The organism is Cellulomonas gelida, from assembly GCF_006538725.1.
GTDB classification, from domain to species: Bacteria; Actinomycetota; Actinomycetes; order Actinomycetales; family Cellulomonadaceae; genus Cellulomonas; species Cellulomonas gelida.
Genome location: NZ_BJLQ01000006.1, coordinates 112,014 through 136,196 on the forward strand (window position 1 = coordinate 112,014; position 24,183 = coordinate 136,196).

Genomic DNA, 24,183 nt, shown 5'->3' on the forward strand with positions numbered 1-24,183 from the left:
GCTCAGGTGTGGATGCCGGTCAGGCGCGGCTCGCCTCGACGACGTCCACGGCCAGGCGCGCGATCGCGAGCTCCTCGTTCGTCGGGTACACGACGACCGTGGTCGGCGACGAGTCCGTCGAGATGATCGTCGGCTCCTTCTTGCGACCCGCGTTGCGCACGGGGTCGATCTCGATGCCCAGGCGCTCGAGCCCCTCGAGGGACCGGGCACGCACGATGTCGTCGTTCTCGCCGACGCCCGCGGTGAACGCGATGACGTCGACCCCGCCGAGCACCGCCGCGTACCCGCCGACGTACTTCTTGATCCGGTGCGCGTAGACGTCGATCGCGATCTTCGCCGCCTCGTCGCCCTCCTCGACCAGGCGGTGGACCTCGCGCAGGTCGTTCTGGCCCGTCATGCCCTTGAGCCCCGAGCGGCGGTTGAGCAGGTCGTCGACGTCGTCGACGCTCATGCCCGCGTTGCGCATCAGGTGGAAGGTGACCGCCGGGTCGATGTCGCCCGAGCGCGTGCCCATCACGAGGCCCTCGAGCGGCGTCAGGCCCATCGACGTGTCGACCGCGTGCCCGTTCTTCACCGCCGACGCCGACGCGCCGTTGCCCAGGTGCAGCACGATCGTGCTCGTCTGCGCGACGTCCCGGCCCAGGTACGCGGCGACCTCGTGCGCGACGTACTGGTGCGAGGTGCCGTGCGCGCCGTACCGGCGCACCTTGAACGTCTCGGCGACCTCGCGGTCGATCGCGTAGTGCGCGGCCGCGGCGGGCAGGTGGTGGAAGAACGCCGTGTCGAAGACCGCGACGTGCGGGACGTCCGGCAGGAGCGCGCGTCCCACGCGGATGCCCGTGAGGTTGGCAGGGTTGTGCAGCGGGGCCAGCGGCGACAGCTCCTCGATCTGCTGCTCGACGTGCGAGTCGACCAGCGCGGGTCCGTCGAACACGGGCCCGCCCTGCACGACGCGGTGGCCGACCGCGATGACGTGGGACGCCGACAGGTCGGGTCCGACCGCCTCGAAGAGGCTGAGCACGCGGCGCAGGCCTTCGCCGTGGTCGGGGACGGGCAGCTCGCGCTCCGTCGTCGAGTCCTGCGTGACGTGCTTGAGCGAGCCCATCTCCTCGCCGATCCGCTCGACCAGGCCCCAGGCGATCGCGTCGCCGCCGACGGGGTCGACGAGCTGGTACTTGATCGACGACGAACCGGAGTTGACGACGAGGACGCTCGTGGTGGGGGTGCTCATGACTGGTCCTCCTCGCCGGCCCGCAAGGCCTGCGCCTGGATCGCGGTGATCGCGACGGTGTTGACGATGTCCTGCACGAGCGCGCCGCGCGACAGGTCGTTGACCGGCTTGCGCAGGCCCTGCAGGACGGGGCCGATCGCGACCGCGCCCGCGGAGCGCTGCACGGCCTTGTAGGTGTTGTTGCCGGTGTTCAGGTCGGGGAACACGAACACCGTGGCCCGGCCCGCCACCGTCGACTCGGGCAGCTTGGTCTGCGCGACCGACGCGTCGACCGCGGCGTCGTACTGGATGGGACCCTCGACCGACAGGTCGGGACGACGCTCGCGGACCAGGGCCGTGGCGGCCCGGACCTTGTCGACGTCCGCGCCGAAGCCCGACTCGCCCGTCGAGTACGACAGCATCGCGATCCGCGGCTCGATGCCGAACTGCACGGCGGTCTCCGCGGACGAGATCGCGATGTCGGCGAGCTGCTCGGCGGTCGGGTCCGGGATCACCGCGCAGTCGGCGTACACGAGCACGCGGTCCTCGAGGCACATGAGGAACGCGCTCGAGACGCTCGAGACGCCCGGAGCGGTCTTGATGATCTCGAAGCTGGGCTTGATGGTGTGCGCCGTGGTGTGCAGCGCACCCGAGACCATGCCGTCGGCCAGGCCGAGGTGGACCATCATCGTCCCGAAGTAGGAGACCGACGGGACGATCTCGCGCGCCCGCTCGACCGTCATGCCCTTGTGCGCGCGGATCTTGGCGTACTCCGCGGCGAACCGGTCGACGAACTGCGGGTCGTGCGGGTCGATCACGTCGGCCCCGTCGAGCGCGAGGCCCAGCTCGGAGGCCCGGGCCCGGATGGTGCTCTCGTCGCCCAGGATCGTCAGGTCCGCGACGCCTCGCTGCAGCAGCGTGGAGGCCGCCCGCAGGATCCGGTCGTCGTTGCCCTCGGGCAGGACGATGCGCCGACGGTCCGCGCGTGCGCGGTCCAGCAGCGTGTACTCGAACATCAGCGGCGTCACCACGTCGGGCTTGGCGACGTCGAGCGCCGCGAGCAGCGCCGGGCCGTCGACGTGCCGCTCGAACAGCGACAGCGCGGTGTCGACCTTGCGCTGCGAGTCCGCCGAGAGCCGCCCGCGCGTGGAGGCCACGGTGCTGGCCGTGCGGAACGTGCCGAGGTCGGTCGCGACGAGCGGCAGACGGCTCCCGAGGCCCTCGACGAGACGCGAGATCGTCTTGGACGGGCGGAACCCGCCGTTGAGGATGATGCCCGCCAGGGTCGGGAAGCCGTCCGCCTGGTGCGCGAGCAGCAGGCCCAGCAGGATGTCCGAGCGGTCGCCCGGCGTCATGATCACGGCGCCGTCGGACAGCCGCCCGACCAGGTGCTCGATCTCCATGGCACCGACCAGCATGTCGAGGACCTCGCGCCCGAGCAGCGCCGGGTCGCCCGAGATCAGCGTGCCCTCGACCGCCTCCATGAGCTGACCCATGGTGGGCGCCGAGAGCAGCGGGCTCTCCGGGAGCGTCCACGTCGGACGCCCCAGCGAGTTCTGCACGAGGCGCCGCACGACGTCGAGCGCGGGCTGCGCGCACCGGTTCGGCACGACCGCCGCCACGTGGGCGTGGTTGAGCGCGAGCTCGTTGATCGCGACCTCGACGACCTGCTCGATCTCGTCGGGACGGCGCTTGTTGCCGTTCACGACGAGGACCACGGGCGCCCCCAGGTTCGCCGCGATGCGCGCGTTGAACGCGAGCTCGGTGGGCGAGGTGACGTCCGTGTAGTCGGTGCCGACGATCACCACCGCGTCGCAGCGGCGCTCGACCGCGTGGAAGCGCGCCACGATCTGCGACAGCGCCTCCTCGGGGTCGTCGTGCACCTTCTCGTAGGTCGTGCCGATGCACTCGTCGTACGACAGGTCGACGCCGTCGTGCTCGAGCAGGAGCTCGAGCACGTAGTCACGGGTCTCGGTCGAGCGCGCGACGGGGCGGAACACCCCGACGCGCTGGACGGTGCGGGCGAGGAGGTCGACGAGCCCGAGGGCGACCGTCGACTTCCCGGTGTCCCCTTCAGGGGACGCGACGTAGATGCTGCGTGCCACGGTGGGCGTACTCCAGTCCTGCTGGTTGTGCTGGTGGGTCGGGCGGCGGCGTGCTACTCGTTGTCGCCGCCCGTGAAGACGGTGGCGTCGATCTGCTCCGTGCTCGACAGGTCCTGCGCGTCAGGCCAGACCCAGTCACGCACCGCCGGCAGGTCCTCGCCGTGCTCGCGCGTGTACTGACGGGCCTCGAGCCGTGCGTCCACCATGCGCTGGCGGAGCCCGGCCTGCGAGGCGCGCAGCCAGTGCACGTGGTCGATGACGTCGATGACCAGGTGGAAGCGGTCCAGGTCGTTGAGCATCACCATGTCGAACGGCGTCGTGGTGGTGCCCTCCTCCTTGTAGCCGCGCACGTGCAGGTTCTGGTGCCCGTTGCGGCGGTACGTGAGGCGGTGGATGAGCCACGGGTAGCCGTGGTACGCGAAGACGATCGGGCGGTCGGCCGTGAAGATCGTGTCGAACTCCGCGTCGGACAGCCCGTGCGGGTGCTCGCGCTCGTCCTGCAGGCGCATGAGGTCGACGACGTTGACCACGCGCACCTTGAGCTGCGGCAGCTCGCGCCGCAGGATGTCGACGGCCGCGAGCACCTCGAGCGTCGGCACGTCACCGGCCGCGGCCAGCACGACGTCCGGCTCCTCGTCCTGCGCCTCCGAGCCGGCCCACTCCCAGATGCCCAGCCCGCGCGTGCAGTGCGCGACGGCCTGGTCCATCGTCAGGAAGTTCGGGGCGGGCTGCTTGCCGGCCACGACGACGTTGACGTACTGACGGCTGCGCAGGCAGTGGTCGTACGTGCTCAGCAGCGTGTTGGCGTCCGGCGGCAGGTACACCCGCACGACCTCGGCCTTCTTGTTGACCACGTGGTCGATGAAGCCCGGGTCCTGGTGGCTGAAGCCGTTGTGGTCCTGGCGCCACACGTGGCTCGACAGCAGGTAGTTCAGGCTCGCGATCGGGCGCCGCCACGGGATGTCGTTGGTGACCTTGAGCCACTTGGCGTGCTGGTTGAACATCGAGTCGACGATGTGGATGAAGGCCTCGTAGCTCGTGAACAGGCCGTGCCTGCCGGTGAGCAGGTAGCCCTCGAGCCAGCCCTGGCACTGGTGCTCGGACAGCATCTCCATCACGCGACCGGCGCGGGCCAGGTGCTCGTCGACCTCGGGGCCGAAGAACTCGGCGTTCCACTGCTTGTCCGTGACGCCGTACACCGCCTGCAGGCGGTTGGAGGCCGTCTCGTCCGGACCGAAGATCCGGAAGTTGTCGGGGTTGCGGCGGATGACCTCGGTCAGGTACTCGCCGAGCACGCGCGGCGCCTCGGCCATCGAGCCGCCGGGGGTGGGGACGTCGACCGCGAAGTCGCGGAAGTTCGGCAGCCGCAGGTCGCGCAGCAGGATGCCGCCGTTCGCGTGCGGGTTCGCGCTCATGCGCAGGTCGCCGGCCGGGGCGAGCGAGCGGATGTCCGGGTCGAGGGCACCGGTCGCGTCGAACAGCTCGGCGACCCCGTACGACTGCAGCCACTCCTCGAGCACGTGCAGGTGCTCCGCGGTGTCCCGCGCGTTGGCGAGCGGGACCTGGTGGGCGCGCCACGAGCCGGTGGTCTTCTTGCCGTCGATCGTGTCCGGGCCGGTCCAGCCCTTCGGCGTGCGGAAGACGATCATCGGCCAGGCCGGACGGCTCAGGTCGCCCTGCGCGGCGCGGGCCTTGATCGCGGCGATCTCGTCGAGCACCTCGTCGAGCAGCGTCGCGAACCGGCGGTGCACCTCGATCGCGGGCTCGTCCGCGTCGTATCCGCCCTCGAACACGAACGGCTTGTGCCCGTAGCCGACCATGAGCGCGTGCAGCTCGTCGTCGCCGATGCGGTCCAGGACCGTGGGGTTGGCGATCTTGTAGCCGTTGAGGTGCAGGATCGGCAGGACGACGCCGTCCTGGGCCGGGTTGACGAACTTGTTCGAGTGCCAGCTCGTCGCGAGCGGGCCGGTCTCTGCCTCGCCGTCGCCGACGACCGCCGCGACCAGCAGGTCCGGGTTGTCGAACGCCGCACCGTACGCGTGCGACAGCGCGTACCCGAGCTCGCCGCCCTCGTGGATCGACCCGGGCGTCTCCGGTGCCACGTGCGAGGGGATGCCGCCCGGGAACGAGAACTGCCGGAACAGCCGGCGCAGGCCCTCCTCGTCCTCCGTGATGTCGGAGTACGTCTCGGAGTACGTCCCGTCGAGGTAGGCGCTCGCGACCAGGCCCGGTCCGCCGTGGCCGGGGCCGGTGACGTAGAGCGTCGACTGGCTGCGCTGGGCGATCGCGCGGTTGAGGTGCGCGTACAGGAAGTTCAGGCCGGGCGTGGTGCCCCAGTGCCCGAGCAGGCGCGGCTTCACGTGGTCACGCGTGAGCGGTTCGCGCAGCAGCGGGTTGTCCAGCAGGTAGATCTGACCCACCGACAGGTAGTTGGCGGCGCGCCACCACTTGTCGATGCGGACCAGCGTCGCGTCGTCGATCTGCGTCCCGCTGCCGGCTTGCCATGTCGTCGTCGTGCTCATCATCGCTCCCCGTGTCGTCCCACGGCCGCGCCGCGGGTGGTTCGAGCCGCTTCCAGCCAACCCTGCGAGCAAGGACACCCATGGGACGTCTTACCCAGGGCCCGGGCGTCACCGTTCATACAACAGCATTCAGCATGGTCGCGCTCAGCGAGATCTTCGCAGGTCACGCGGCTGTCCGGGGGTGTCAGCCGCGCTCGGCGCGGCGGGGTGTGACGTTGGTGACGCACCGTCGTCTCCCCGTGCGCGGGATACGGTGAGGTGTGCCCGAACGACCGTCCGTGACCGCCTCCGAGCAGGCCCAGGCCGACGAGGCCCCGCGCGTCGGGACCGCGTCCGGCGAGGCCGCCCCGGGCGCGTCGTCGGGCGGGTGGTCCGTCCAGGAGGCGGGTGAGCCGACGACGATGCTGCGTGCGGCCGTGCGGCCGCGCATGCTCGGGATGCTCGTGCTTCTCGCGGCGGCCGCCACGGTGTGCGGACTGCTCGGGGCGTGGCAGCTCGACCGCGCCGAGGTGCGCGGGCACCGTGCGCAGGCCGAGCACGAGGCGTCGATCGTCGCCGCTGAGCCCGTGCCGCTCGGCGACGAGCTCAGCCCGCAGACGGCGTTCCGCGGCGAGCTCGTGGCGCGCAAGGTGTCCGTGACCGGCAGCTACGAGCCCGCCGGCCAGCTCGTCGTGCCGGACCGCGTGCGCGACGGCGCGACCGGCTACCTGGTCCTGACGCCGCTGCGGGTGAGCGACGCGGGTGGCGCCTCCGGCGCGCAGGCCGCGGGTGCGGTGCTGCCGGTCGTGCGCGGCTGGGTGGCCTCGCCCCAGGATGCCGACGAGCCGCCCGCCGGTCCCGTGGCGGTCACGGGGTACCTGCAGGCGTCCGAGCAGGCGGGCGACGGTGTGCAGGACGGCACCGTCTCGGCCATCTCGTCGGCCGAGCTCGTGGGGGAGTGGGGCGGTCCCATCTACACCGGGTACCTGGTCCTCGTCGGCTCGCAGCCCGCGCAGGACCCCGCGATCGCACTGCTCGAGCCTCCGAGCACGCCCGGCTCGGGCCTCAACGTGCAGAACCTCGCCTACGCGGCGCAGTGGTGGATCTTCGGCGGCTTCGCCGCGGCGCTCTGGCTGCGGATGGTGCGGGACGAGGCGCGCGGGCGTCCCGCGGGCCCCGGCCCGTCCGTGCCGGGTCCGGGGGCGGCGCCGCCCGCTCGCGGGTCGGCCGCGCGCGACGACGAGGCGGGGGCACCCGACCAGCAGTGACGCCCGGCCAGGGCGATGCCGCGTGCCCGTCGTGCCGCACGGGAGTTGGTGCGACGATGCACACCGGGGGACGTCGGCCCGACCGACGCCGGCACATCGACAGGAGACGACGATGCTCGCGCAGGGGACGTACGACGCCGACTACATCGCAGACTGCCGTGGACAGGTCGAGGCCGAGATCGCGGCGTTCGACATCGCCCGGGCGGACAGCGACGTCGACGACACCGCGCTGGAGGACCTCGAGGGGAGCTACTTCGCGGCGCTCCTGCTCGCGCTCGAGATGCGGTTCGTGCACCGGCTGCGCGCCAAGGAGGGCAAGGACGGGAACCCGCTCAACGAGGTGCGGCTCCTGGTCGAGTCGCTGATGTCGAACGGCGGGCGGATGGTCGAGGACTCCAAGCTCGGGCTCGACCCGGAGCGCAGCGTGCTGCACACGCGCCCGGGGGAGGACATCGTCCTGCGCTACGACGACTTCGTGCGCCTCTCGCGGGCGTTCTTCGCGGAGATCGAGGCGCGGTACGTCGAGGACTGACGCGCTCGCAGCCGACGCCCCTGTTCGCTCTCAGTGAACAGGGGCGTCGGCTGCGGGTGGCCCTGTGCGGGGGCGCACCCGGTCAGGACTCGTGCTGCCACGACCGCCAGAGCGCGGCGTAGTCGCCTCCCGCCGCGACCAGCTCGTCGTGCGGGCCGATCTCGGTGATCAGGCCGCCGTCGACGACGGCCACGCGGTCCGCGTCGTGCGCGGTGTGCAGGCGGTGCGCGATCGCGACGACCGTGCGCCCCGCGAGGACGCCGTTGAGCGAACGCTCCAGGTGCCGCGCGGCGCGCGGGTCGAGCAACGAGGTCGCCTCGTCGAGGACCAGCGTGTGCGGGTCGAGCAGCACGAGCCGCGCGAGGGCGATCTGCTGGGCCTGCGCCGGGGTCAGCGGGGCGCCACCCGAGCCGATCTCCGTCGCAAGGGCCTCGGGCAGTGCGGCTACCCAGCCCCATGCGTCGACCGCCTCGAGCGCGCGCCGCAGCGCTTCCTGCGACGCGTCCGGGTCGGCGAGCCGCAGGTTGTCCGCGACGGTGCCGACGAAGACGTGGTGCTCCTGCGTGACGAGCGCGACGTGCCCGCGCAGCTCCTCCAGCGGCAGGTCGACGAGCGGTACGCCGCCCACGCTCACCGTGCCACCCGTGGGCGGGTGGATACCGGCGAGCATGCGGCCCAGCGTCGACTTACCCGCACCGGACGGACCGACCACCGCGAGCCGCTCGCCCGAGCGCAGGTCGAGGTCGATGCCGTGCAGCACGTCGTGGCCCTCGCGGTACGCGTAGCGCAGCGAACGAGCGCTCACGTCCTCGTCGGTGGGCGTGCCCTCACGCGCCTCGCGGTCCGGCTCGACGAGCCGGATGCCGACGATCCGCGCGAGCGAGGTCCCCGCGACCTGGATCTCGTCGAGCCAGAAGATCAGGTCCCAGACGGGGCCCGACACCTGGTACGTGTAGAGCACGATCGTCGCGACGACGCCCAGCGTCACGTGCCCCTGCGAGACCAACCACCCGCCCCACAGCAGCACCGCGACGGGTGCGGCGGTGAAGGCGAAGTCCACTCCCGGGAACAGCGCGGTGCGCAGGTTGAGCGTCACGCGCTCGGCGTCGAACGCCTCGCGCAGGTCGTCCTCGACGCGTGCCTCGCGGCGCGGGCCCATGCGCAGCGCGTCGACCGTGCGCGCGCCCTCGACCGACTCCGTGATCGTGCCGTTGAGGGTCGCGTACGCGGCGGACTCCCGCAGGTAGGCAGGCGTCGCACGGCGCAGGTACCAGCGCACGACGACGAGCATCACCGGCACGCCCACGAACATCGCGATCGCGACGAGCGGCGACAGGACGACGCACGCGACCACGGTGAGCGTGATCGTCACGATGGCGACGATGACGCGCGGCACCCCGAAGCGCACCGCGTTCTGCAGCTTGTTGACGTCGTTCGTCGTGCGGGCCACGAGGTCACCCGTGCCCGCCCGCTCGACGGTCGACAGCGGCAGCGACGTCACGGTCTCGATGAACTCCTCGCGCAGGTCGGCGAAGACCATCTCGCCGAACAGCATCGAGCTGCGCTGCGCGAACCGCGTGAGCACGGTCTGCCCGAGCACCGCGCCCGCGCCGAGCGCGACGAGGGAGTTGACGTAGCCCGTGGTGGTGCCGTCCGCGACCGCGTCGACGAGCCGCCCGAGCAGCCACGGCCCGGCCAGGCCGAGGACCGCCGCGAACGTGTGCAGCACCGCGATGCCGGTGAGCGGCCGACGGTGGGCGCGCAGGAGGTGGACCGCGTACGCGCGGACCGTCGCCGCGTCGGCGATGGGCAGCTTCACGGCCGACCTCCTCGTGTCTCGTGGGTCCCGGCGGGCTGTCCGTCGAGCAGTGCGTCGAACGCCTCGTCGGCGATCGGGTCGTCACCCGTCACGTCGACGGGCCGCGTCACCACCGCCGGGACACCCTGCGGAGGCGTCTCGTCGTCCAGGTGACGTTCGACGACGCGGCGGTACGCCGCGCCGTGCGCGTCCTGGCGGGCCAGCAGCTCGGCGTGCGTCCCGGTGGCGACCACGCGGCCGTCCACCAGCAGCTGCACCTCGTCGACGTGGTCGAGCACGAGCGGCGACGCCGTCACGACGAGCGTCGCGCGTCCGTGCCGCTCGCCGGCGAGCCGGGCCGCGATGCGCGCCTCGGTGTGCGCGTCGACCGCGGACGTCGGCTCGACCAGCAGCAGGATCTCCGGGTCGAGCAGGAGCGCACGCGCGAGCGCGACGCGCTGGCGCTGGCCGCCCGACAGCGACCGCCCCTTCTCCGGCATCTCGCCCGCGAGCCCGTCCGGCACGGAGTCGAGCACGTCGTGCGCGTCGGCGAGCGCGATGGCGCGCAGCAGGCGCTCGGCGTCGCCCGGGCCGTGCACGTCGAGCTCGCTCGCGAGCGTGCCCGAGAACAGGTGCGGGGTCGCCTCGGCCAGCAGGATCCGCTCGCGCACGACCTGCTTGTCCAGGTCGGCGAGCAGCACGCCGCCCAGCCGCACGGGCGTGGCGACCTCGGCCTCGTCGTCGAACCGACCCATGCGCGTGGCGATCGCCGCAGACTCGTCGGGGTCCGCGCTCACGAGCGCGCTCACCAGGCCGGGCCGGACGGTGACGCCCGAGGTCTCGTCGACCAGCGGGACCCCCGGCGGCGGCGGTGCCTGCGTACCCGGGCGAGCACCCGTGGCGGGCACGACGCGCAGCACGTTGAGCACCTTGCCGGCACCCACGTGCGCACGCGTCGCGGACTGCACCGTGTACGTCATCTGCTGGACCGGCCACGCGAGGAACGCGGCGAACCCGTACGCCTGCACCAGCTGGCCGGGCGTGATCTCGCCCGCCACGGCCAGGTGCGCGCCGTACCAGATCAGCACGACGACGAACGCCCCCGGCAGGAGCACCTGCAGCGCGTCGAGCCAGGACTGCGTGACCGCGACGGCCTCACCCTTGCGCCGCACGAGCTGCGACTGCTCGCGGTAGCGGGCCGTGAACACGCCCTCGCCGCCGATCCCGCGCAGGATGCGCAGGCCCGAGACCGTGTCCGAGCCGAGCGTCGTGAGCCGGCCGGACGCCTCGCGCTGCGCGACCTGACGGCGCTGCAGCGGCTTGACGAGCGCGGCGATGCAGATCGTCACGGTCGGCAGGCCGAGCACGACGATGAGGCCGAGCGGCACCGAGGTGCGCAGCATCACGAATGCCGCGATGCCGTAGGCCACGATCGAGCCGATGAACCGCGCGGCGGTGTGGAAGATCTCGCCGATGCGCAGCGCGTCGTTCGCGACGGCCGAGACGACCTCACCGGTCGGCAGCTCCGCGGTGATGGTGTGACCCGAGCGGGCGACACGGTGCCCGACGAGCTGGGACGCCGCGAACGAGGCGCGCAGCCAGTTCTCGACGTCGTAGCGGTGCCCGATCGCCGAGGCGGCGGCCGAGATCACGCCCAGCACGGCGAGCGCACCCGCGGCGCGCCACAGGTCGGAGTCGAAGCCGTGCGCGAGGCCGGAGTCGATCGCGTAGCCGGTGACGTACGGCAGCGCGGCCTGGCACGAGAACATCAGGATGCCGAGCAGCACACCGACGGTGAGGATGCCCCACTGCCGGCGCGCCTGCCACAGCAGGTACGCCACGGGACCCGTCAGAGGCGGGGTACCCGGGTCAGCCAAGGGGAGGGATCGCACTCGTTCCACGTTACGGGCGGGCACCGACACGACTCGACTCGTTTTCCGCCGGGGTCCGCGCCGGGCTCTGCGCCGGGCTCTGCGCCGCCGTGGTCCCCCACGTGCCGCACGGTGGACGTCGGGCCGGAGCAGCGGGACGCGGCGACTACCCTGAGGGCGTGACTCAGACGCCTGAGCAGCCGACAGCTCACCGCCCGGTCCTCGTCGTCGACTTCGGCGCGCAGTACGCCCAGCTCATCGCACGGCGCGTGCGCGAGGCGAGCGTGTACTCCGAGATCGTGCCCCACACGGCCACCGTCGCGGACCTGCTCGCCAAGGACCCCGCCGCGATCATCCTGTCCGGGGGCCCCTCGTCGGTGTACGCCGACGGCGCGCCGTTCGTCGACCCCGCGCTGTTCGAGGCCGGCGTGCCGGTCCTCGGCATCTGCTACGGCTTCCAGGCCATGGCGCAGGCGCTCGGCGGGACCGTCGCGCAGACGGGCCGCCGCGAGTACGGCGGCACCGCGCTCGAGGTCTCCGCGACCGGCACGGTGCTCGCGGGCAGCCCCGAGCAGCAGACGGTGTGGATGAGCCACGGCGACGCGGTGCACGCGGCGCCCGAGGGCTTCGACGTGCTCGCGACGAGCGAGGGCTCACCCGTCGCCGCGTTCGAGAACCGCGAGCGGCGCCTGTTCGGCGTGCAGTGGCACCCCGAGGTCAAGCACTCGCCGCTCGGTCAGAAGGCGCTCGAGAACTTCCTCTACGAGGGTGCGGGTCTGACGCCCGACTGGAACCCGGGCAACGTGATCGCCGAGCAGGTCGAGCGCATCCGTGCGCAGGTCGGCGACGCGCGCGTGATCTGCGGGCTGTCCGGCGGCGTCGACTCGTCGGTGGCCGCAGCGCTCGTGCAGCGTGCCGTGGGGGACCAGCTCACGTGCGTCTTCGTCGACCACGGGCTGCTGCGCTCGGGCGAGGCCGAGCAGGTCGAGAAGGACTTCGTCGCCTCGACCGGTGTGCGGCTCAAGATCGTCGACGCGCGTGCGCGGTTCCTGCAGGCGCTCGCGGGCCACACCGACCCGGAGACCAAGCGCAAGATCATCGGCCGCGAGTTCATCCGCGTGTTCGAGGACGCCGCGCGCGAGGTCGTCGCCGAGTCCGGCGAGACCGGAAGCGAGGTCAAGTTCCTGGTCCAGGGCACGCTGTACCCCGACGTGGTCGAGTCCGGGGGCGGCGAGGGCGCGGCGAACATCAAGTCGCACCACAACGTGGGCGGCCTGCCCGACGACCTGCAGTTCGAGCTCGTCGAGCCGCTGCGTGCGCTGTTCAAGGACGAGGTGCGCGCGGTCGGCCTCGAGCTCGGCGTCCCCGAGGCCATCGTCTGGCGCCAGCCGTTCCCCGGACCGGGCCTCGGCATCCGGATCATCGGCGAGGTCACGGCCGAGCGTCTCGACGTGCTGCGCGCCGCCGACGCGATCGCTCGTGAGGAGCTCACGCGCGCCGGCCTGGACCGCGAGATCTGGCAGTGCCCCGTGGTGCTGCTCGCCGACGTGCGTTCGGTCGGCGTCCAGGGCGACGGCCGGACCTACGGCCACCCGATCGTGCTGCGACCCGTGTCGTCGGAGGACGCCATGACGGCAGACTGGACCCGCATGCCGTACGACGTGCTCGCGACCATCTCGACGCGCATCACCAACGAGGTGCCCGAGGTCAACCGGGTCGTCCTCGACGTGACGAGCAAGCCGCCGGGCACGATCGAGTGGGAGTGACCCGGCATGACGAGGGATGAGGACGTGACGACGGACGCCGGGACGACGACGGACTGGAGCCGCAAGGCGCGCGGCTCGCTCACGCGCTACCGCGTGATGGCATGGATCACGGGCGCCATGCTCCTGCTGCTGTGCGCCGAGATGCTGGTCAAGTACGTGCTGCACGCCGACGGCGTCGCGGCCGCGTTCGGGTGGGTCCCGTTCGCGCACGGGTGGATCTACGTGGTCTACCTCGTCACGGTGTTCGACCTGTGGGCGACCATGCGGTGGCGCTTCGGCCGGCTCGTGACCATGGCGCTCGCGGGCATCGTGCCCGTGATGTCCTTCGTCCTCGAGCGACGCGTGCACACGCAGGGACTCGCGCGCGTCGAGGCGGCGGAGGCCGCGCAGCCCGTCACGGGCTGACGGGGCTCGTCCTGCGCTCCCCGCCGGGAGCGCCTCTCGTCGTGCCCGCAGAGCGTCACCGGGTGCGATTCGTCCCCATCTCGCTACAGTCGACCTGCAGAACGTAGGCACCCGCACGTCGCACGGCCCCTGCGTCCGTCGGGTCGGCAAGGGGAACGCTCGAGAGAGGGGAACCGCACGTGGCGACCACCGCTGGCAAGCACGGAGCTCGGGGGCTCGGCCTCTGGGTCATCGTCTTCGGGATCCTGTTCATCGTGGCCGGTGCGGTCACGTGGGGTCTGGTGGCGAGCAACCTCGCCGCCGAGAAGATCACCGTCTCCGACGACGCGAAGGCCTTCCAGGGTCAGCTCGTCGACACGCCGTGGGAGGCCTGGGTCCAGGCCGACATCATCAACCATCACGCGCTCGACGCCTCGGGCGGCAAGACGTACGCCGAGCTCGACCGCGAGGACCCGGTCCGCGAGACGATGATGACCGCGTCGTTCCTCCGGGCGTCGCTCTTCACGTCGGTCGTCGCGTTCGGCGTGGCGCTGCTCGTGGTCGGCCTGGGGGTCGTGTTCCTCCTCGTCGGCTTCGCGCTGAGGCGGCTGAGCCCGGTCGACGTCGTCGAGACCGACTCGCGGGTCGTCGGCCCCGCGCCGGTCGCCGCCGCGCCCGTGGCCGCAGCGCCCGTCGCCGCCGCACCGGTCGCCCCGACGTCACCGCCCCGCGCGACGACGGCTCCCGCCACGACCGCGGCACCCGCCGCTCCGACGACGGCTGCTCCGACGACCTCGGCACCGCCGGTCGTGCCGGACACCACGACTCCGGCCGCGCCTCCGGCGTCCGCGCCGCCGTCGCACGTCGCGCCGCCCGACCCGGTCGTCGACCCGGCGCGGCGCGACGAGCCGCGCGCCTGACGTCTCGCACGACGACGAGGGGCTCTCACCCGGGTGGGTGAGAGCCCCTCGCGCGTGCGGCACCGCTCAGCGTCGGCGGCGCGTGCCCGAGATGATCGAGCCGATCAGCAGGGCCACGCCCGCGCCGGCGACCAGCACGATCGCCGCGACGTCGACGTCGATGCGCCGCCCGCCCGCCCAGGCCAGCACGCCCACGCCGAGCACGGCCAGGACCAGGCCCCACACGACCGTCCCCACGCGGGGTCCGCGCTCGGGTCGCTCGACCTCGGCGGCCTGCGCGGCGACCGGCGGGTCGCTCGCCGTGGCGGGGGGCGTCGTCGAGATGCCCTCGTCGGCGGCCGCACCGGTGGGTGCGGTGCTCGCCGGGACCTCGGTGGTGAGGGTCTCGCCGGGGAGGTTCTCGGTGGCGAGAGTCTCGCTGGTGAGGTCCTCAGTGGTGGGGACCTCGGTGGTGAGGTCCTCAGTGGTGGGGACCTCGGTGGTGAGGGTCTCCGTGGGGTCGTCGCCCGTCCCGGGGTGGCCGGTGGTGGGCTGCTGCTCGGTGCTCATGAGTTCTCCCGGGTGATCGTGACCTCGCCCGCACCGACGGAGACGTCGAGCGACAGCTGCGGGCTGCCGGTCTCGCTCGCCTGGTCGCGGAAGGTCGAGTCGTCCATGCGGATGCCGCTGGCCGTCTGGTAGTCCCCGTCCACGTCCCACGTGACCTTGCCGAGCCCGACGCGCACCGCGGCCTGGACCGCGGCGTCGTCGGGGACGACGATCTCGACGCGCCCGGCCCCGACGGACACGGGCACCTGGAGCAGGTCGTCGCTCAGGGGGACGTCGGTCAGGTCGAGGACGGCGTCGCCCGCACCGAAGTGCAGGCCCTCGGCGGCTGCCGTGCGCGTCGTGACGACGACGGGGTCGGTGCTCTGGTGGATCCCGGACCCGTCCCAGGCCCAGTCGCGGTGCGTCGCCGCGCCCACGGGGAGGGAGGCGATGAGCGCCATGATCGCCAGGAACCCGAGCGAGCCGCTGGTGCGACCGCGCAGGCCGGAGACCACCACGCCGATGCCCGCGAGGAGTGCGGTCACCCCGAGCGTCGTGAGCAGTACCGGGCCGTCGAACTCACCGGCGCGGTCCGCCGCGAGCAGGCCGGCGAGCGTCAGCAGCGCGAGCGCGACGACGATGCCGATGCTCGTCGCTCCCGGCCCGCGTCGACGCGGGGGCTTGGGGCGCGGGGGTGCCGACGGGGTCACCGGCCGCGGCCCGTACGCCGTGGGCGTGCCGTACGCGGTGGGCGTGGCGGCGTAGGCGGGCGCCGCCGGAGCGGCCGGGCCTGACGCGTGGGCCGTGGGCGCCGAGGCGTAGGCCGTGGCCGAGCCGTAGGGGGGACCGGCGTACGGCGAGGTGTACGGCTGCCCGCCGCCCGAACCCGACGCGTACGCGGGGCTCGTCGCGGTCGCGGAGGCGTAGGGGGCGCCCGGGCCGTAGGGCGTGGTCCGCGGCGCGGGGCCCGACGAGCCGGGCGTGCCGTACGGCGGGACCGCACCGGCGGGCGGTCGGCCGGGAGCGTGCGTCGCGCGGTTGCGGGAGATCAGAGCGGGCACCGCGATGACGAGCCCGACGACGAACCCGAGCCACAGCAGGCCGGACAGGAAGCCGGCGATGTCGTGCGCCCACGGCGGCCCTGCGACGCCCCACCAGCCGTCGCCACGGCCGAGGCCCATGACGAGCAGCGCGGCGATGCCCAGCACGGCGATGTCGAAGCGTCCGGCGAACAGCTCCTCGGCGTGGATGCGCCCGTCGCGACGCTCGGGCAGCAGTGCCCATGCGAGCGCGTACGCCACGGCGCCGACGCCCGACAGCAGCGCGGCGACGACGAACAGGCCGCGCACGATCAGCGGGTCGATGCCGAGCCGGTCGGCGATGCCGGAGCACACGCCACCGATCCAGCGGTCGTCCGAGCGCTGGACGCCGAACCGGCGGATCGAGCCGAAGAAGCCGGCTCCGGCGACGCCCGGACCGCCCGCCCCGGGCCCGTCCTGGGGCGGGCTGCCGTACGCGGGGCCGCTCGGGGCGGGACTGCCGTAGGCGGGGCCGCTCGAGGCGGGCTCGGCCGACGACGCGCTGGAGGCGCTCGCGCCAGGTGTCGTGGCGTGCGTCGTGCCCGGCGCCGTGGTCGGGACCGCGTCCGGGGTCTCGTCGTGCGGTCGCCCCTGACCGGGGGTCGTGGGTGGGGTCGTCTCGTCCATACGACGATCCTGGCCGCGCGGCGAGCTCCGGCGACATCGGGTTCCCCCCTGAGCGGACCCTGAACCTGCCTGGCCCGACCCCTGGTCCTGACCCTGGAAGTGGCCCCTGACCTGCCGTGGACGGCCCCGCGGGCGCGCGGACGTGTGACGATTCTGGTGTGGACGTGACCGCCGAGCCGAGCCTGCCGCCGGGCGCCGTCCCCGCGCGCACGCCGCGCGGGGCGCTGCGTCGGCCGGAGCGCGGTCGCTGGTGCGCGGGCGTGGCCTCGGGCGTCTCGGCGCACCTCGGACTGCCGCTGCCGGCGGTCCGGGTCGGGTTCGTCGTGCTCACGCTGCTCGGCGGGGTCGGCGTGATGCTCTACGGCTTCTGGTGGCTCACCGTGCCCGCGGGCGACCCGTGGCGCGCCGCGGCGGACACCCGGCCCAGCGCGCTGTCGCGCGTCGCGCGCCGACCGGCCGAGTCGGGTGAGCGGGCGTCGCGTCGGTGGCCCGTGACCGACATCGCGGTGGGGCTGCTCCTCGTCGCGATCGCGGTGCTCCTCGCGGCGCTGCGCCAGGACCGGCTCGACGCGGGCTGGGTGCTCCCGATGCTCGTGGTGCTGGCCGGCGCGGCTCTCGCGTGGAGCCAGCTCGACGAGGTCGCGCGCGGGCGGCTGCGCAGCCGCGCGGGGGGCCGCACGCCGTTGCCGGTCGTGCGGCTGCTGGGCGGCGTGGTGCTCGCGGGTGTCGGCGTGCTGCTCCTCGTCGGGCAGGCGACCGGGCCGGGGGTCGACGCCGCGACGTTCGCCCAGTCCGTCGTCGCCTCGCTCGCGGTGCTCGCCGGGGTCGCGGTCGTCGTCGCACCGTGGTGGCTGCGGCTGTGGCGCGCGCTCGCGGACGAGCGCGCCGCGCGGGCACGTGAGTCCGAGCGCGCGGACATCGCGGCGCACCTGCACGACTCGGTGCTGCAGACGCTCGCGCTCATCCGCGCGCGGGCCGACGACCCCGCGGAGGTCGCGCGCATGGCGCGCGCGCAGGAGCGCGAGCTGCGCGAGTGGCTCTACGACGACCGACCGGCCCCGGGCACGTCGCTCGCGGCCGCGCTGCGGGCCGTGGTCGCCGAGGTCGAGGACTCCCGCTCGGGGCCGGGCGGTGAGCCGGTCGCCGTCGACGCGGTCGTCGTCGGGGACCGCGTTCCCGACGAGGCGACTGCCGCGCTGCTGCAGGCGACGCGCGAGGCGCTCGTCAACGCGGTCGTGCACGGGCGGCCGCCCGTGTCGCTGTACCTCGAGGTCGGCACCGACGAGGTCGAGGTCTTCGTCAAGGACCGCGGCGACGGGTTCGACGTCGACGCGATCGGCGCGGACCGGTTCGGGGTGCGCGAGTCCATCATGGGCCGCGTGCGCCGGCGCGGAGGCACCGCGACCGTGACCAGCAGGGACGGGCAGGGCACCGAGGTGCACCTGTCGATGCCGTTCGCCGCGACGCCGCCGGTGGCGGCCGAGCCCGGCGAGCCCGTGACCGAGGAGGAGCGATGACGCAGGAGGTGCCGGTCGTGCCGGCCGGAGCCGTGGACGTCGTGCTGGTCGACGACCACCACCTGTTCCGGACGGGGGTGCGGGCCTCGCTCGACGCTCGGGTGAACGTCGTCGGCGAGGCGGCGAGCGTCGACGAGGCGGTGCACGTCGTGCACGCGCTCGCACCGCCCGTCGTCCTGCTCGACGTCCACCTGCCCGGCGGCGACGGCGGAGGCGGCGCCGAGGTGATCCGCGCGTGCGCCGATCTCACGAGCACGCGGTTCCTGGCGCTCTCGGTCTCCGACGCGGCCGAGGACGTGGTCGCGGTGATCCGTGCGGGCGCGCGGGGGTACGTGACCAAGGCGATCGACGGGCCGGCTCTGAGCGACGCCGTCCGGCGGGTCGCGGACGGTGACGCGGTGTTCTCGCCGCGGCTCGCGGGGTTCGTGCTCGACGCGTTCGGCGCGGCTGCGGGTGACGTCGCGACGGGCGACGACGAGCTCGACCGCCTGAGCGCGCGCGAGCGCGAGGTGATGCGGCTGATCGCGCGCGGCTACACCTACCGCGAGGTCGCGGGCGAGCTGTTCATCTCGATCAAGACCGTGGAGACCCACGTCTCGGCGGTGCTGCGCAAGCTGCAGCTCTCCAGCCGGCACGAGCTCACGAGATGGGCCGCGGCTCGTCGTCTGCTGTGACGGGCTCGACGCCGTTGCCACGTCCTGACATGTTGTCGGCAAGTGCTCCCGCTCCCGTACGCTGTGCCGCATGGAGCTCCTGAAGAACCTGCTGCTCGTCCTGCACCTGATCGGCTGGGCCATGGTCCTCGGTGGCGTGCTCGCCACCATGCGTGCCCCGAAGCTCGCGCCGGGCGTCCTGCACGGTGCCCTGACCGCGCTCGTGACCGGCATCCTCATGGTCGGCGTCATCGAGATGGGCGACCTGCACCCGGTCGACCACGCCAAGATCGGCGTGAAGCTCGTCATCGCGCTCGTGGTCACGGCGCTCGTCGTCGTCGGCCAGCGCAAGCCCGAGAAGGTCACGACCGGGTACCTGGGCGCGATCGCCGGCCTGACCGTCGCCAACGTCGCGATCGCGGTGCTCTGGCGCTGACCGCGACGTGCTCGAGCGTCAGGCTGCGACGGCCTGGCGCTCGAGCATCTGCGTCCCGTCTGGTCTCAGTCGCGGGCGAGGGCTGCCGATAGGCCGTGGGACACGTCCCTCGGTGACACGGAGCCAGCAATGCGGATGTCCTCGATGTCCATCGTCCAGAAGCTCGCCGCGCTGGTCACGCTCACGGCGCTCGGCCTCGCCGTGCTCACGGTGCTCGCCGTGGTGCGCGCCGAGCAGCGGATCATGTCCGAGCGCCGCGCCGCGACGCAGCAGGTGGTCGAGACCGCGCTCGGGGTCGTCGAGCACTACGGAGAGCTGGCGACGACCGGCGCGCTCTCCGAGCAGGCCGCGCAGCAGGCCGCGACCGACGCCGTCGCGGGCCTGCGGTACTCGGGCGACGAGTACTTCTGGATCAACGACATGGGTCCGACGATGGTCATGCACCCCGTCAAGCCCGAGCTCGACGGGACCGACCTGTCCGGTCAGGTGGACCCCGACGGCACGCAGATCTTCGTCGAGTTCGTCGACGTCGTCCGCGCGCAGGGCGCCGGGTTCGTCTCCTACCAGTGGCCCAAGCCCGGCGCCGAGGACCCCCAGCCCAAGGTCTCGTACGTCGCGGGCTACGAGCCGTGGGGCTGGGTGATCGGCTCGGGCGTGTACGTCGACGACGTGCGCGGGGCCGCGGTCGTCGACGCGCGTGGGCTCCTCGCCGCGGGCGTCGCCGTGCTGGTCGCGGTCGCGTTGGCCGGGCTGGTCGTCGCGCGGTCCGTCGTGAGCCCCGTCACCGGCGCCACGCGCGCGTTGACGGACGGCGACGCGGGTGCGCGGCTGCCCGTGGGCTCGGGGCGCACCGAGCTCGACCGGCTGGCGCTCGCGCTCAACGGGACGCTCGACCGCTCCGCCGCTGTCGCCTCCGACGTGGACGCGGCGTCCAACGACCTGCTCGACGCCGCGCAGCGCCTCGTCTCCGCGGGCGACGAGCTCGGCGAGGCGGCCGCCGACGCGGTCTCGCGCACGAGCGACGCGGGGGTTTCGGCGCGCAGCGTGAGCGAGGGCATCGACACGGTCGCTGCGGGGACGCACCAGATGGGCGCGTCGATCGGGGAGATCGCGCGCAACGCCGCGGAGGTCGCCCGCATCGCGTCGCACGCCGTCGACGCGGCGGAGCGCACCAACCGCACGGTCGCGACGCTCGGCGAGTCCTCGGCCGAGATCGGCTCGGTCGTGAAGGTGATCACCTCGATCGCGGAGCAGACCAACCTGCTCGCGCTCAACGCGACCATTGAGGCCGCGCGGGCCGGCGAGGCCGGCAAGGGCTTCGCGGTCGTCGCGGGCGAGGTCAAGGAGCTCGCGTCCGAGACCGCGCGAGCGACCGGGGACATCGCCTCGCGGGTCGAGTCGATCCAGGAGGCGGTCGCGCAGGCGGCGGCCGAGATCGGCCAGATCACCGAGGTGATCGGCCAGATCAACGACTTCCAGACGACGATCGCCGGGGCGGTCGAGGAGCAGACGGCCACGACGTCCGCGATGGCGTCGGCCGTCGCCGAGGTCGCCGAGGGCGGGCGGCGTGTGGCGGCGGTGCTCGAGGAGGTCGGCGCGGCCACGGCGCGCACGAGCGGCGAGATCGACACGATCCGGTCGGCGGCGCACGAGCTCGGCTCGACGTCGCACCGGCTGCGCGAGACGGTGGGCGCCCTGGCGGTCTGACCCCGCGCCTCACCGCGTGGCACGACCGCACCCGCGCCGTCCGGGCACGCCTGGCGCGCACGCCGGTACGACGACGGGTCCCGTAGGGTCGCCGCGTGAGCGGGATCGCGGAGGTCGTCGTCGGGCTCGTCGTGCTCGTCGGGTTGTTCGGCGTCGTCGTGCAGGTGCTGCCCGGCGCGCTGCTGGTCGCCGGTGCGGTCGTGGTGTGGGGCGTCGTGACGGGCGGCGCGGCCGGCTGGACGGTCGTCGCGGTCGCCGTGCTCGCGACCCTGGTCGCAGCGGTGGGCAAGTACCTGCTCGCCGGCCGGCACCTCAAGCGCGCGGGTGTGCCGAACAGCACGCTCGTGTGGGGCGGCCTGGCGGGCGTCGTGCTGTTCTTCCTCATCCCGGTGATCGGGTTGCCCCTCGGTTTCGTCGGCGGGACGTACCTCGCGGAGTGGGTCCGCGTGCGCGACGCGCGTCCCGCCTGGCGCGCCACAGTCGCAGCGATGCAGGCCACGGGCCTGTCGATCCTCGTGGAGCTCGCGGGCGCGATGATCGTCACGGTCGCGTGGCTCGTCGGGCTCGCGGTGACGTGACGGGACCGGGGTGCGGGCGTCCCTCGGTGTCGGTGGCGGGACCTAGGCTGGACGCGCCATGACGTCGCTCTTCGATCACCTGCCCTCGTCCCTCGGCGCCGCCTTCGGTGCGGCCGCCGCCCGCTCGCACACGGGTGAGTCCTCCGGGCTCCCGCTCGTCGTGCCCCCGCGCACGGACGGCGCCGACGAGCCGGACGACACGTCCGCGCACCGCGCCCGCCGCGAGGAGGACGAGGCCGCGCGGACCGCGCGCGCCGACGCGCTGCTCGAGGGTCTCAACCCCCAGCAGCGTGAGGCGGTCGTGCACCACGGCGGCCCGCTGCTGATCGTGGCCGGCGCGGGTTCGGGCAAGACGAGGGTGCTCGCGCACCGCATCGCGTACCTGCTCGCGACGCGGCGGGCGCGCGCGGGCGAGGTCCTGGCGATCACGTTCACGAACAAGGCCGCGGCCGAGATGCGCGAGCGCGTCGGCGGTCTCGTGGGCCCGGCCGCCGCGGGCCGGATGTGGGTCTCGACGTTCCACTCCGCGTGCGTGCGGATCCTGCGCCGCGAGGCGAGCACGCTCGGCCTGCGCTCGAGCTTCTCGATCTACGACTCGGCGGACTCCCAGCGCCTGCTCACGCTCGTCGCGCGCGAGCTCGACCTGGACCCGAAGAAGTACCCCGCCAAGGCGCTCGCGTCCAAGATCTCCGCGCTCAAGGACGAGCTGGTGGACCCGGAGACGTTCGCGGCGACGTCGGGCGGCGGCAGCGCCAACGACTTCGACTCGGCGCTCGCGCAGGTCTACATGCGCTACCAGGCGCGGCTGCGTCAGGCGCACGCGCTCGACTTCGACGACCTGATCATGACGACCGTGCACCTGCTGCAGGCGTTCCCGGCGGTCGCCGAGCACTACCGGCGGCGGTTCCGGCACGTGCTCGTCGACGAGTACCAGGACACCAACCACGCGCAGTACGTGCTCGTGCGCGAGCTGGTGGGCACGGGGGAGGGCGACGTCGAGCGCGGCGAGCTCACGGTCGTGGGCGACGCGGACCAGTCGATCTACGCGTTCCGCGGCGCCAGCATCCGCAACATCCTCGAGTTCGAGGCCGACTACCCGGACGCGCGCACGATCCTGCTCGAGCAGAACTACCGCTCGACCCAGACGATCCTGTCGGCCGCCAACGCGGTCATCAGCAAGAACCCCGGGCGCAAGCCCAAGCGCCTGTGGACCGACTCCGGCGCGGGCGCGCAGATCGTTGCCTACGTGGCCGACGACGAGCGCGAGGAGTCGCGGTTCGTCGTCGAGGAGATCGACCGGCTGGGCGACTCGGCGGGCGTGCGGCCGGGCGACGTCGCGATCTTCTACCGGGCCAACGCGCAGTCGCGCGTGATCGAGGACGCGCTCGTGCGCGTCGGGCTGCCCTACAAGCTCGTCGGCGGGACGCGCTTCTACGAGCGGCGTGAGATCAAGGACGCTGTTGCGTACCTGCGCGCGGTCGCGAACCCCGACGACGACGTCAACCTGCGCCGCATCCTCAACGTCCCCAAGCGCGGGCTGGGCGAGCGGTCGGAGGCGATGGTCGCGTCGTTCGCCGAGCGTGAGCGCATCTCGTTCGGCGCCGCGCTCGAGCGGCTCGACGAGGTCCCCGGCCTCGGGACGCGCGCCGTGACGGGCCTGAGCGCGTTCGTCGAGCTCATGTCGGGGCTGCGCGCGCTCGCCGCGACCGCTGGCCCTGCCGAGGTGCTCGGCGCTGTGCTCGACCGCAGCGGCTACCTGGCCGAGCTGCGCGCGAGCGAGGACCCGCAGGACGGGTCGCGCGTCGAGAACCTCGCGGAGCTGCACGCCGTGGCCACCGAGTTCGAGCAGAGCGACCCGGACGGCGACCTGGCGGACTTCCTCGAGCGCGTCTCGCTCGTGGCCGACTCCGACCAGATCCCGTCGCCGGACGGCGGGGACGACGCGGACGCCGACGACAAGCCGGAGCCCGGAGTCGTCACGCTCATGACGCTGCACACCGCGAAGGGGCTCGAGTTCCCGGTCGTGTTCCTCACCGGCATGGAGGACGGGACGTTCCCGCACATGCGGTCGTTGTCCGACCCGGACCAGCTCGCGGAGGAGCGGCGGCTCGCGTACGTCGGCCTGACGCGCGCGCGAGAGCGGTTGTACATCTCGCGTGCGGCGATCCGTACCGCGTGGGGCGTACCCAACGAGTTCCCGCCGAGCAGGTTCCTCGGCGACCTGCCCGAGGAGCTCATCGACTGGCGGCGGCGCGAGTCGTCGACGTCGCAGCTGCGGGGCGGCTGGGGCTCGGGCTTCGGGTCCGGGGGTCGCTCGTCGGGCGGCTACGGCTCGAGCCGGGCCGGTTCGGGTGGGTACGGCTCGGGTGGGTACGGCTCGGCCTCGGGGCGTGAGGAGCGCGAGAAGCGTCCCGCGCTGCCCTCGACGGGCGCGACCTTCGGCTCGGCGACGCCGCGCCCGGTCACGGCGATCCCGCAGCTCGCGATCGGTGACCGCGTGACGCACGACGCGTACGGGCTGGGATCGGTCGTCGCGCTCGAGGGCACCGGGCACAACGCGGTCGTCAAGGTGGACTTCGGCAGCGAGGGGATGAAGCGCCTGCTCCTGCGGTTCTCGCCGGTCACGAAGCTGTAGGCGCAGGTCACGGATGTGCGCGTGCGCGGAGTGTCCATCCCTCGCCCCTTCAGTGCCGATCTAGCCTC

18 protein-coding genes are annotated in these 24,183 nt (G+C 73.2%); 11 read left to right on the top strand and 7 right to left on the bottom strand.

Going from position 1 to position 24,183, the window contains the following annotated elements; all coding sequences use genetic code 11:
* Positions 1-19: 19 nt before the first annotated feature.
* Genes CGE01nite_RS04645 through CGE01nite_RS04655 form a run of 3 tightly spaced genes read right to left on the bottom strand, consistent with a single transcriptional unit; the run spans position 20 to position 5,837 of the window.
* On the bottom strand, positions 20-1,231 hold the full coding sequence (locus tag CGE01nite_RS04645; protein WP_141369251.1) for an acetate/propionate family kinase: 1,212 nt from the start codon (positions 1,229-1,231) through the stop codon (positions 20-22).
* On the bottom strand, positions 1,228-3,315 hold the full coding sequence (gene pta / locus CGE01nite_RS04650; protein WP_048343538.1) for a phosphate acetyltransferase: 2,088 nt from the start codon (positions 3,313-3,315) through the stop codon (positions 1,228-1,230). The genes CGE01nite_RS04645 and pta overlap by 4 nt, the downstream gene beginning before the upstream one ends.
* A gap of 53 nt (positions 3,316-3,368) precedes the next feature.
* A complete protein-coding gene (locus CGE01nite_RS04655) occupies positions 3,369-5,837 on the bottom strand; it encodes a phosphoketolase family protein (RefSeq protein WP_141369253.1) in 2,469 nt (822 codons plus the stop codon).
* Positions 5,838-6,115: 278 nt separating this feature from the next.
* Between CGE01nite_RS04655 and CGE01nite_RS04660 the strand changes: the two genes are divergently transcribed.
* Both CGE01nite_RS04660 and CGE01nite_RS04665 read left to right on the top strand, forming a co-directional pair.
* The gene (locus CGE01nite_RS04660) at positions 6,116-7,084 is read left to right on the top strand and encodes an SURF1 family protein (RefSeq protein ID WP_229747368.1); all 969 of its coding nucleotides are present in this window, start codon (positions 6,116-6,118) and stop codon (positions 7,082-7,084) included.
* Positions 7,085-7,196: 112 nt separating this feature from the next.
* On the top strand, positions 7,197-7,616 hold the full coding sequence (locus tag CGE01nite_RS04665) for a hypothetical protein (RefSeq protein WP_053071701.1): 420 nt from the start codon (positions 7,197-7,199) through the stop codon (positions 7,614-7,616).
* A gap of 82 nt (positions 7,617-7,698) precedes the next feature.
* Here the strand turns inward: CGE01nite_RS04665 and CGE01nite_RS04670 are convergent, their stop codons facing one another.
* The gene (locus tag CGE01nite_RS04670) at positions 7,699-9,435 is read right to left on the bottom strand and encodes an ABC transporter ATP-binding protein (RefSeq protein ID WP_141369255.1); all 1,737 of its coding nucleotides are present in this window, start codon (positions 9,433-9,435) and stop codon (positions 7,699-7,701) included.
* Complete coding sequence (locus tag CGE01nite_RS04675; protein WP_141369257.1) at positions 9,432-11,306, bottom strand: ABC transporter ATP-binding protein; 1,875 nt, start codon at positions 11,304-11,306, stop codon at positions 9,432-9,434. Before CGE01nite_RS04675 ends, CGE01nite_RS04670 begins: the two co-directional genes overlap by 4 nt.
* A gap of 158 nt (positions 11,307-11,464) precedes the next feature.
* Between CGE01nite_RS04675 and guaA the strand changes: the two genes are divergently transcribed.
* The 3 genes from guaA to CGE01nite_RS17490 all read left to right on the top strand — a co-directional run bounded on the left by guaA (position 11,465) and on the right by CGE01nite_RS17490 (position 14,355).
* A complete protein-coding gene (guaA, locus tag CGE01nite_RS04680) occupies positions 11,465-13,051 on the top strand; it encodes a glutamine-hydrolyzing GMP synthase (RefSeq protein WP_141369259.1) in 1,587 nt (528 codons plus the stop codon).
* A 6-nt stretch (positions 13,052-13,057) separates the two neighbouring features.
* Positions 13,058-13,456 (top strand): DUF3817 domain-containing protein, encoded by a 399-nt coding sequence (locus tag CGE01nite_RS04685; protein ID WP_141369261.1) that lies wholly within the window; start codon positions 13,058-13,060, stop codon positions 13,454-13,456.
* 179 nt (positions 13,457-13,635) lie between these two features.
* Entirely contained in the window at positions 13,636-14,355 is a 720-nt protein-coding gene (locus CGE01nite_RS17490) for a hypothetical protein (protein WP_307722629.1), read from the top strand.
* Positions 14,356-14,421: 66 nt separating this feature from the next.
* Here the strand turns inward: CGE01nite_RS17490 and CGE01nite_RS04695 are convergent, their stop codons facing one another.
* The gene (locus CGE01nite_RS04695; RefSeq protein ID WP_141369263.1) at positions 14,422-14,904 is read right to left on the bottom strand and encodes a hypothetical protein; all 483 of its coding nucleotides are present in this window, start codon (positions 14,902-14,904) and stop codon (positions 14,422-14,424) included.
* Positions 14,901-16,589, bottom strand: a complete 1,689-nt coding sequence (locus tag CGE01nite_RS17450) for a PspC domain-containing protein (RefSeq protein ID WP_141369265.1) — start codon at positions 16,587-16,589, stop codon at positions 14,901-14,903. Before CGE01nite_RS17450 ends, CGE01nite_RS04695 begins: the two co-directional genes overlap by 4 nt.
* Before the next feature lie 164 nt (positions 16,590-16,753).
* Here CGE01nite_RS17450 and CGE01nite_RS04705 point away from each other — a divergent pair, with 164 nt between their 5' ends.
* The 6 genes from CGE01nite_RS04705 to pcrA all read left to right on the top strand — a co-directional run bounded on the left by CGE01nite_RS04705 (position 16,754) and on the right by pcrA (position 24,115).
* Positions 16,754-18,106 (top strand): ATP-binding protein, encoded by a 1,353-nt coding sequence (locus CGE01nite_RS04705; protein ID WP_048343601.1) that lies wholly within the window; start codon positions 16,754-16,756, stop codon positions 18,104-18,106.
* A complete protein-coding gene (locus CGE01nite_RS04710) occupies positions 18,103-18,780 on the top strand; it encodes a LuxR C-terminal-related transcriptional regulator (protein WP_048343545.1) in 678 nt (225 codons plus the stop codon). The genes CGE01nite_RS04705 and CGE01nite_RS04710 overlap by 4 nt, the downstream gene beginning before the upstream one ends.
* Before the next feature lie 70 nt (positions 18,781-18,850).
* Positions 18,851-19,195: a hypothetical protein gene (locus CGE01nite_RS04715; protein ID WP_141369267.1), complete on the top strand. Its 345-nt coding sequence runs from the start codon at positions 18,851-18,853 to the stop codon at positions 19,193-19,195.
* A 144-nt stretch (positions 19,196-19,339) separates the two neighbouring features.
* A complete protein-coding gene (locus CGE01nite_RS04720) occupies positions 19,340-20,902 on the top strand; it encodes a methyl-accepting chemotaxis protein (protein WP_229747369.1) in 1,563 nt (520 codons plus the stop codon).
* Positions 20,903-20,997: 95 nt separating this feature from the next.
* The gene (locus CGE01nite_RS04725; protein ID WP_048343547.1) at positions 20,998-21,480 is read left to right on the top strand and encodes a DUF456 domain-containing protein; all 483 of its coding nucleotides are present in this window, start codon (positions 20,998-21,000) and stop codon (positions 21,478-21,480) included.
* A gap of 58 nt (positions 21,481-21,538) precedes the next feature.
* Positions 21,539-24,115 carry a DNA helicase PcrA gene (gene pcrA, locus CGE01nite_RS04730; protein WP_141369269.1) on the top strand — a complete coding sequence of 859 codons (2,577 nt, stop codon included), beginning with the start codon at positions 21,539-21,541 and terminating at the stop codon, positions 24,113-24,115.
* Positions 24,116-24,183 lie beyond the last annotated feature (68 nt).

Excerpts from the sequence above, each read along its gene's own strand:
- CGE01nite_RS04655 (WP_141369253.1), bottom strand. The coding sequence starts at position 5,837 with ATGAGCACGACGACGACATGGCAAGCCGGCAGCGGGACGCAGATCGAC.
- CGE01nite_RS04695 (WP_141369263.1), bottom strand. The coding sequence starts at position 14,904 with ATGAGCACCGAGCAGCAGCCCACCACCGGCCACCCCGGGACGGGCGAC.
- CGE01nite_RS04685 (WP_141369261.1), top strand. The coding sequence starts at position 13,058 with ATGACGAGGGATGAGGACGTGACGACGGACGCCGGGACGACGACGGAC.
- pcrA (WP_141369269.1), top strand. The coding sequence starts at position 21,539 with ATGACGTCGCTCTTCGATCACCTGCCCTCGTCCCTCGGCGCCGCCTTC.
- CGE01nite_RS04715 (WP_141369267.1), top strand. The coding sequence starts at position 18,851 with ATGGAGCTCCTGAAGAACCTGCTGCTCGTCCTGCACCTGATCGGCTGG.
- CGE01nite_RS04645 (WP_141369251.1), bottom strand. The coding sequence starts at position 1,231 with ATGAGCACCCCCACCACGAGCGTCCTCGTCGTCAACTCCGGTTCGTCG.
- CGE01nite_RS04710 (WP_048343545.1), top strand. The coding sequence starts at position 18,103 with ATGACGCAGGAGGTGCCGGTCGTGCCGGCCGGAGCCGTGGACGTCGTG.
- CGE01nite_RS04665 (WP_053071701.1), top strand. The coding sequence starts at position 7,197 with ATGCTCGCGCAGGGGACGTACGACGCCGACTACATCGCAGACTGCCGT.
- CGE01nite_RS17450 (WP_141369265.1), bottom strand. The coding sequence starts at position 16,589 with ATGGACGAGACGACCCCACCCACGACCCCCGGTCAGGGGCGACCGCAC.
- CGE01nite_RS04720 (WP_229747369.1), top strand. The coding sequence starts at position 19,340 with ATGTCCATCGTCCAGAAGCTCGCCGCGCTGGTCACGCTCACGGCGCTC.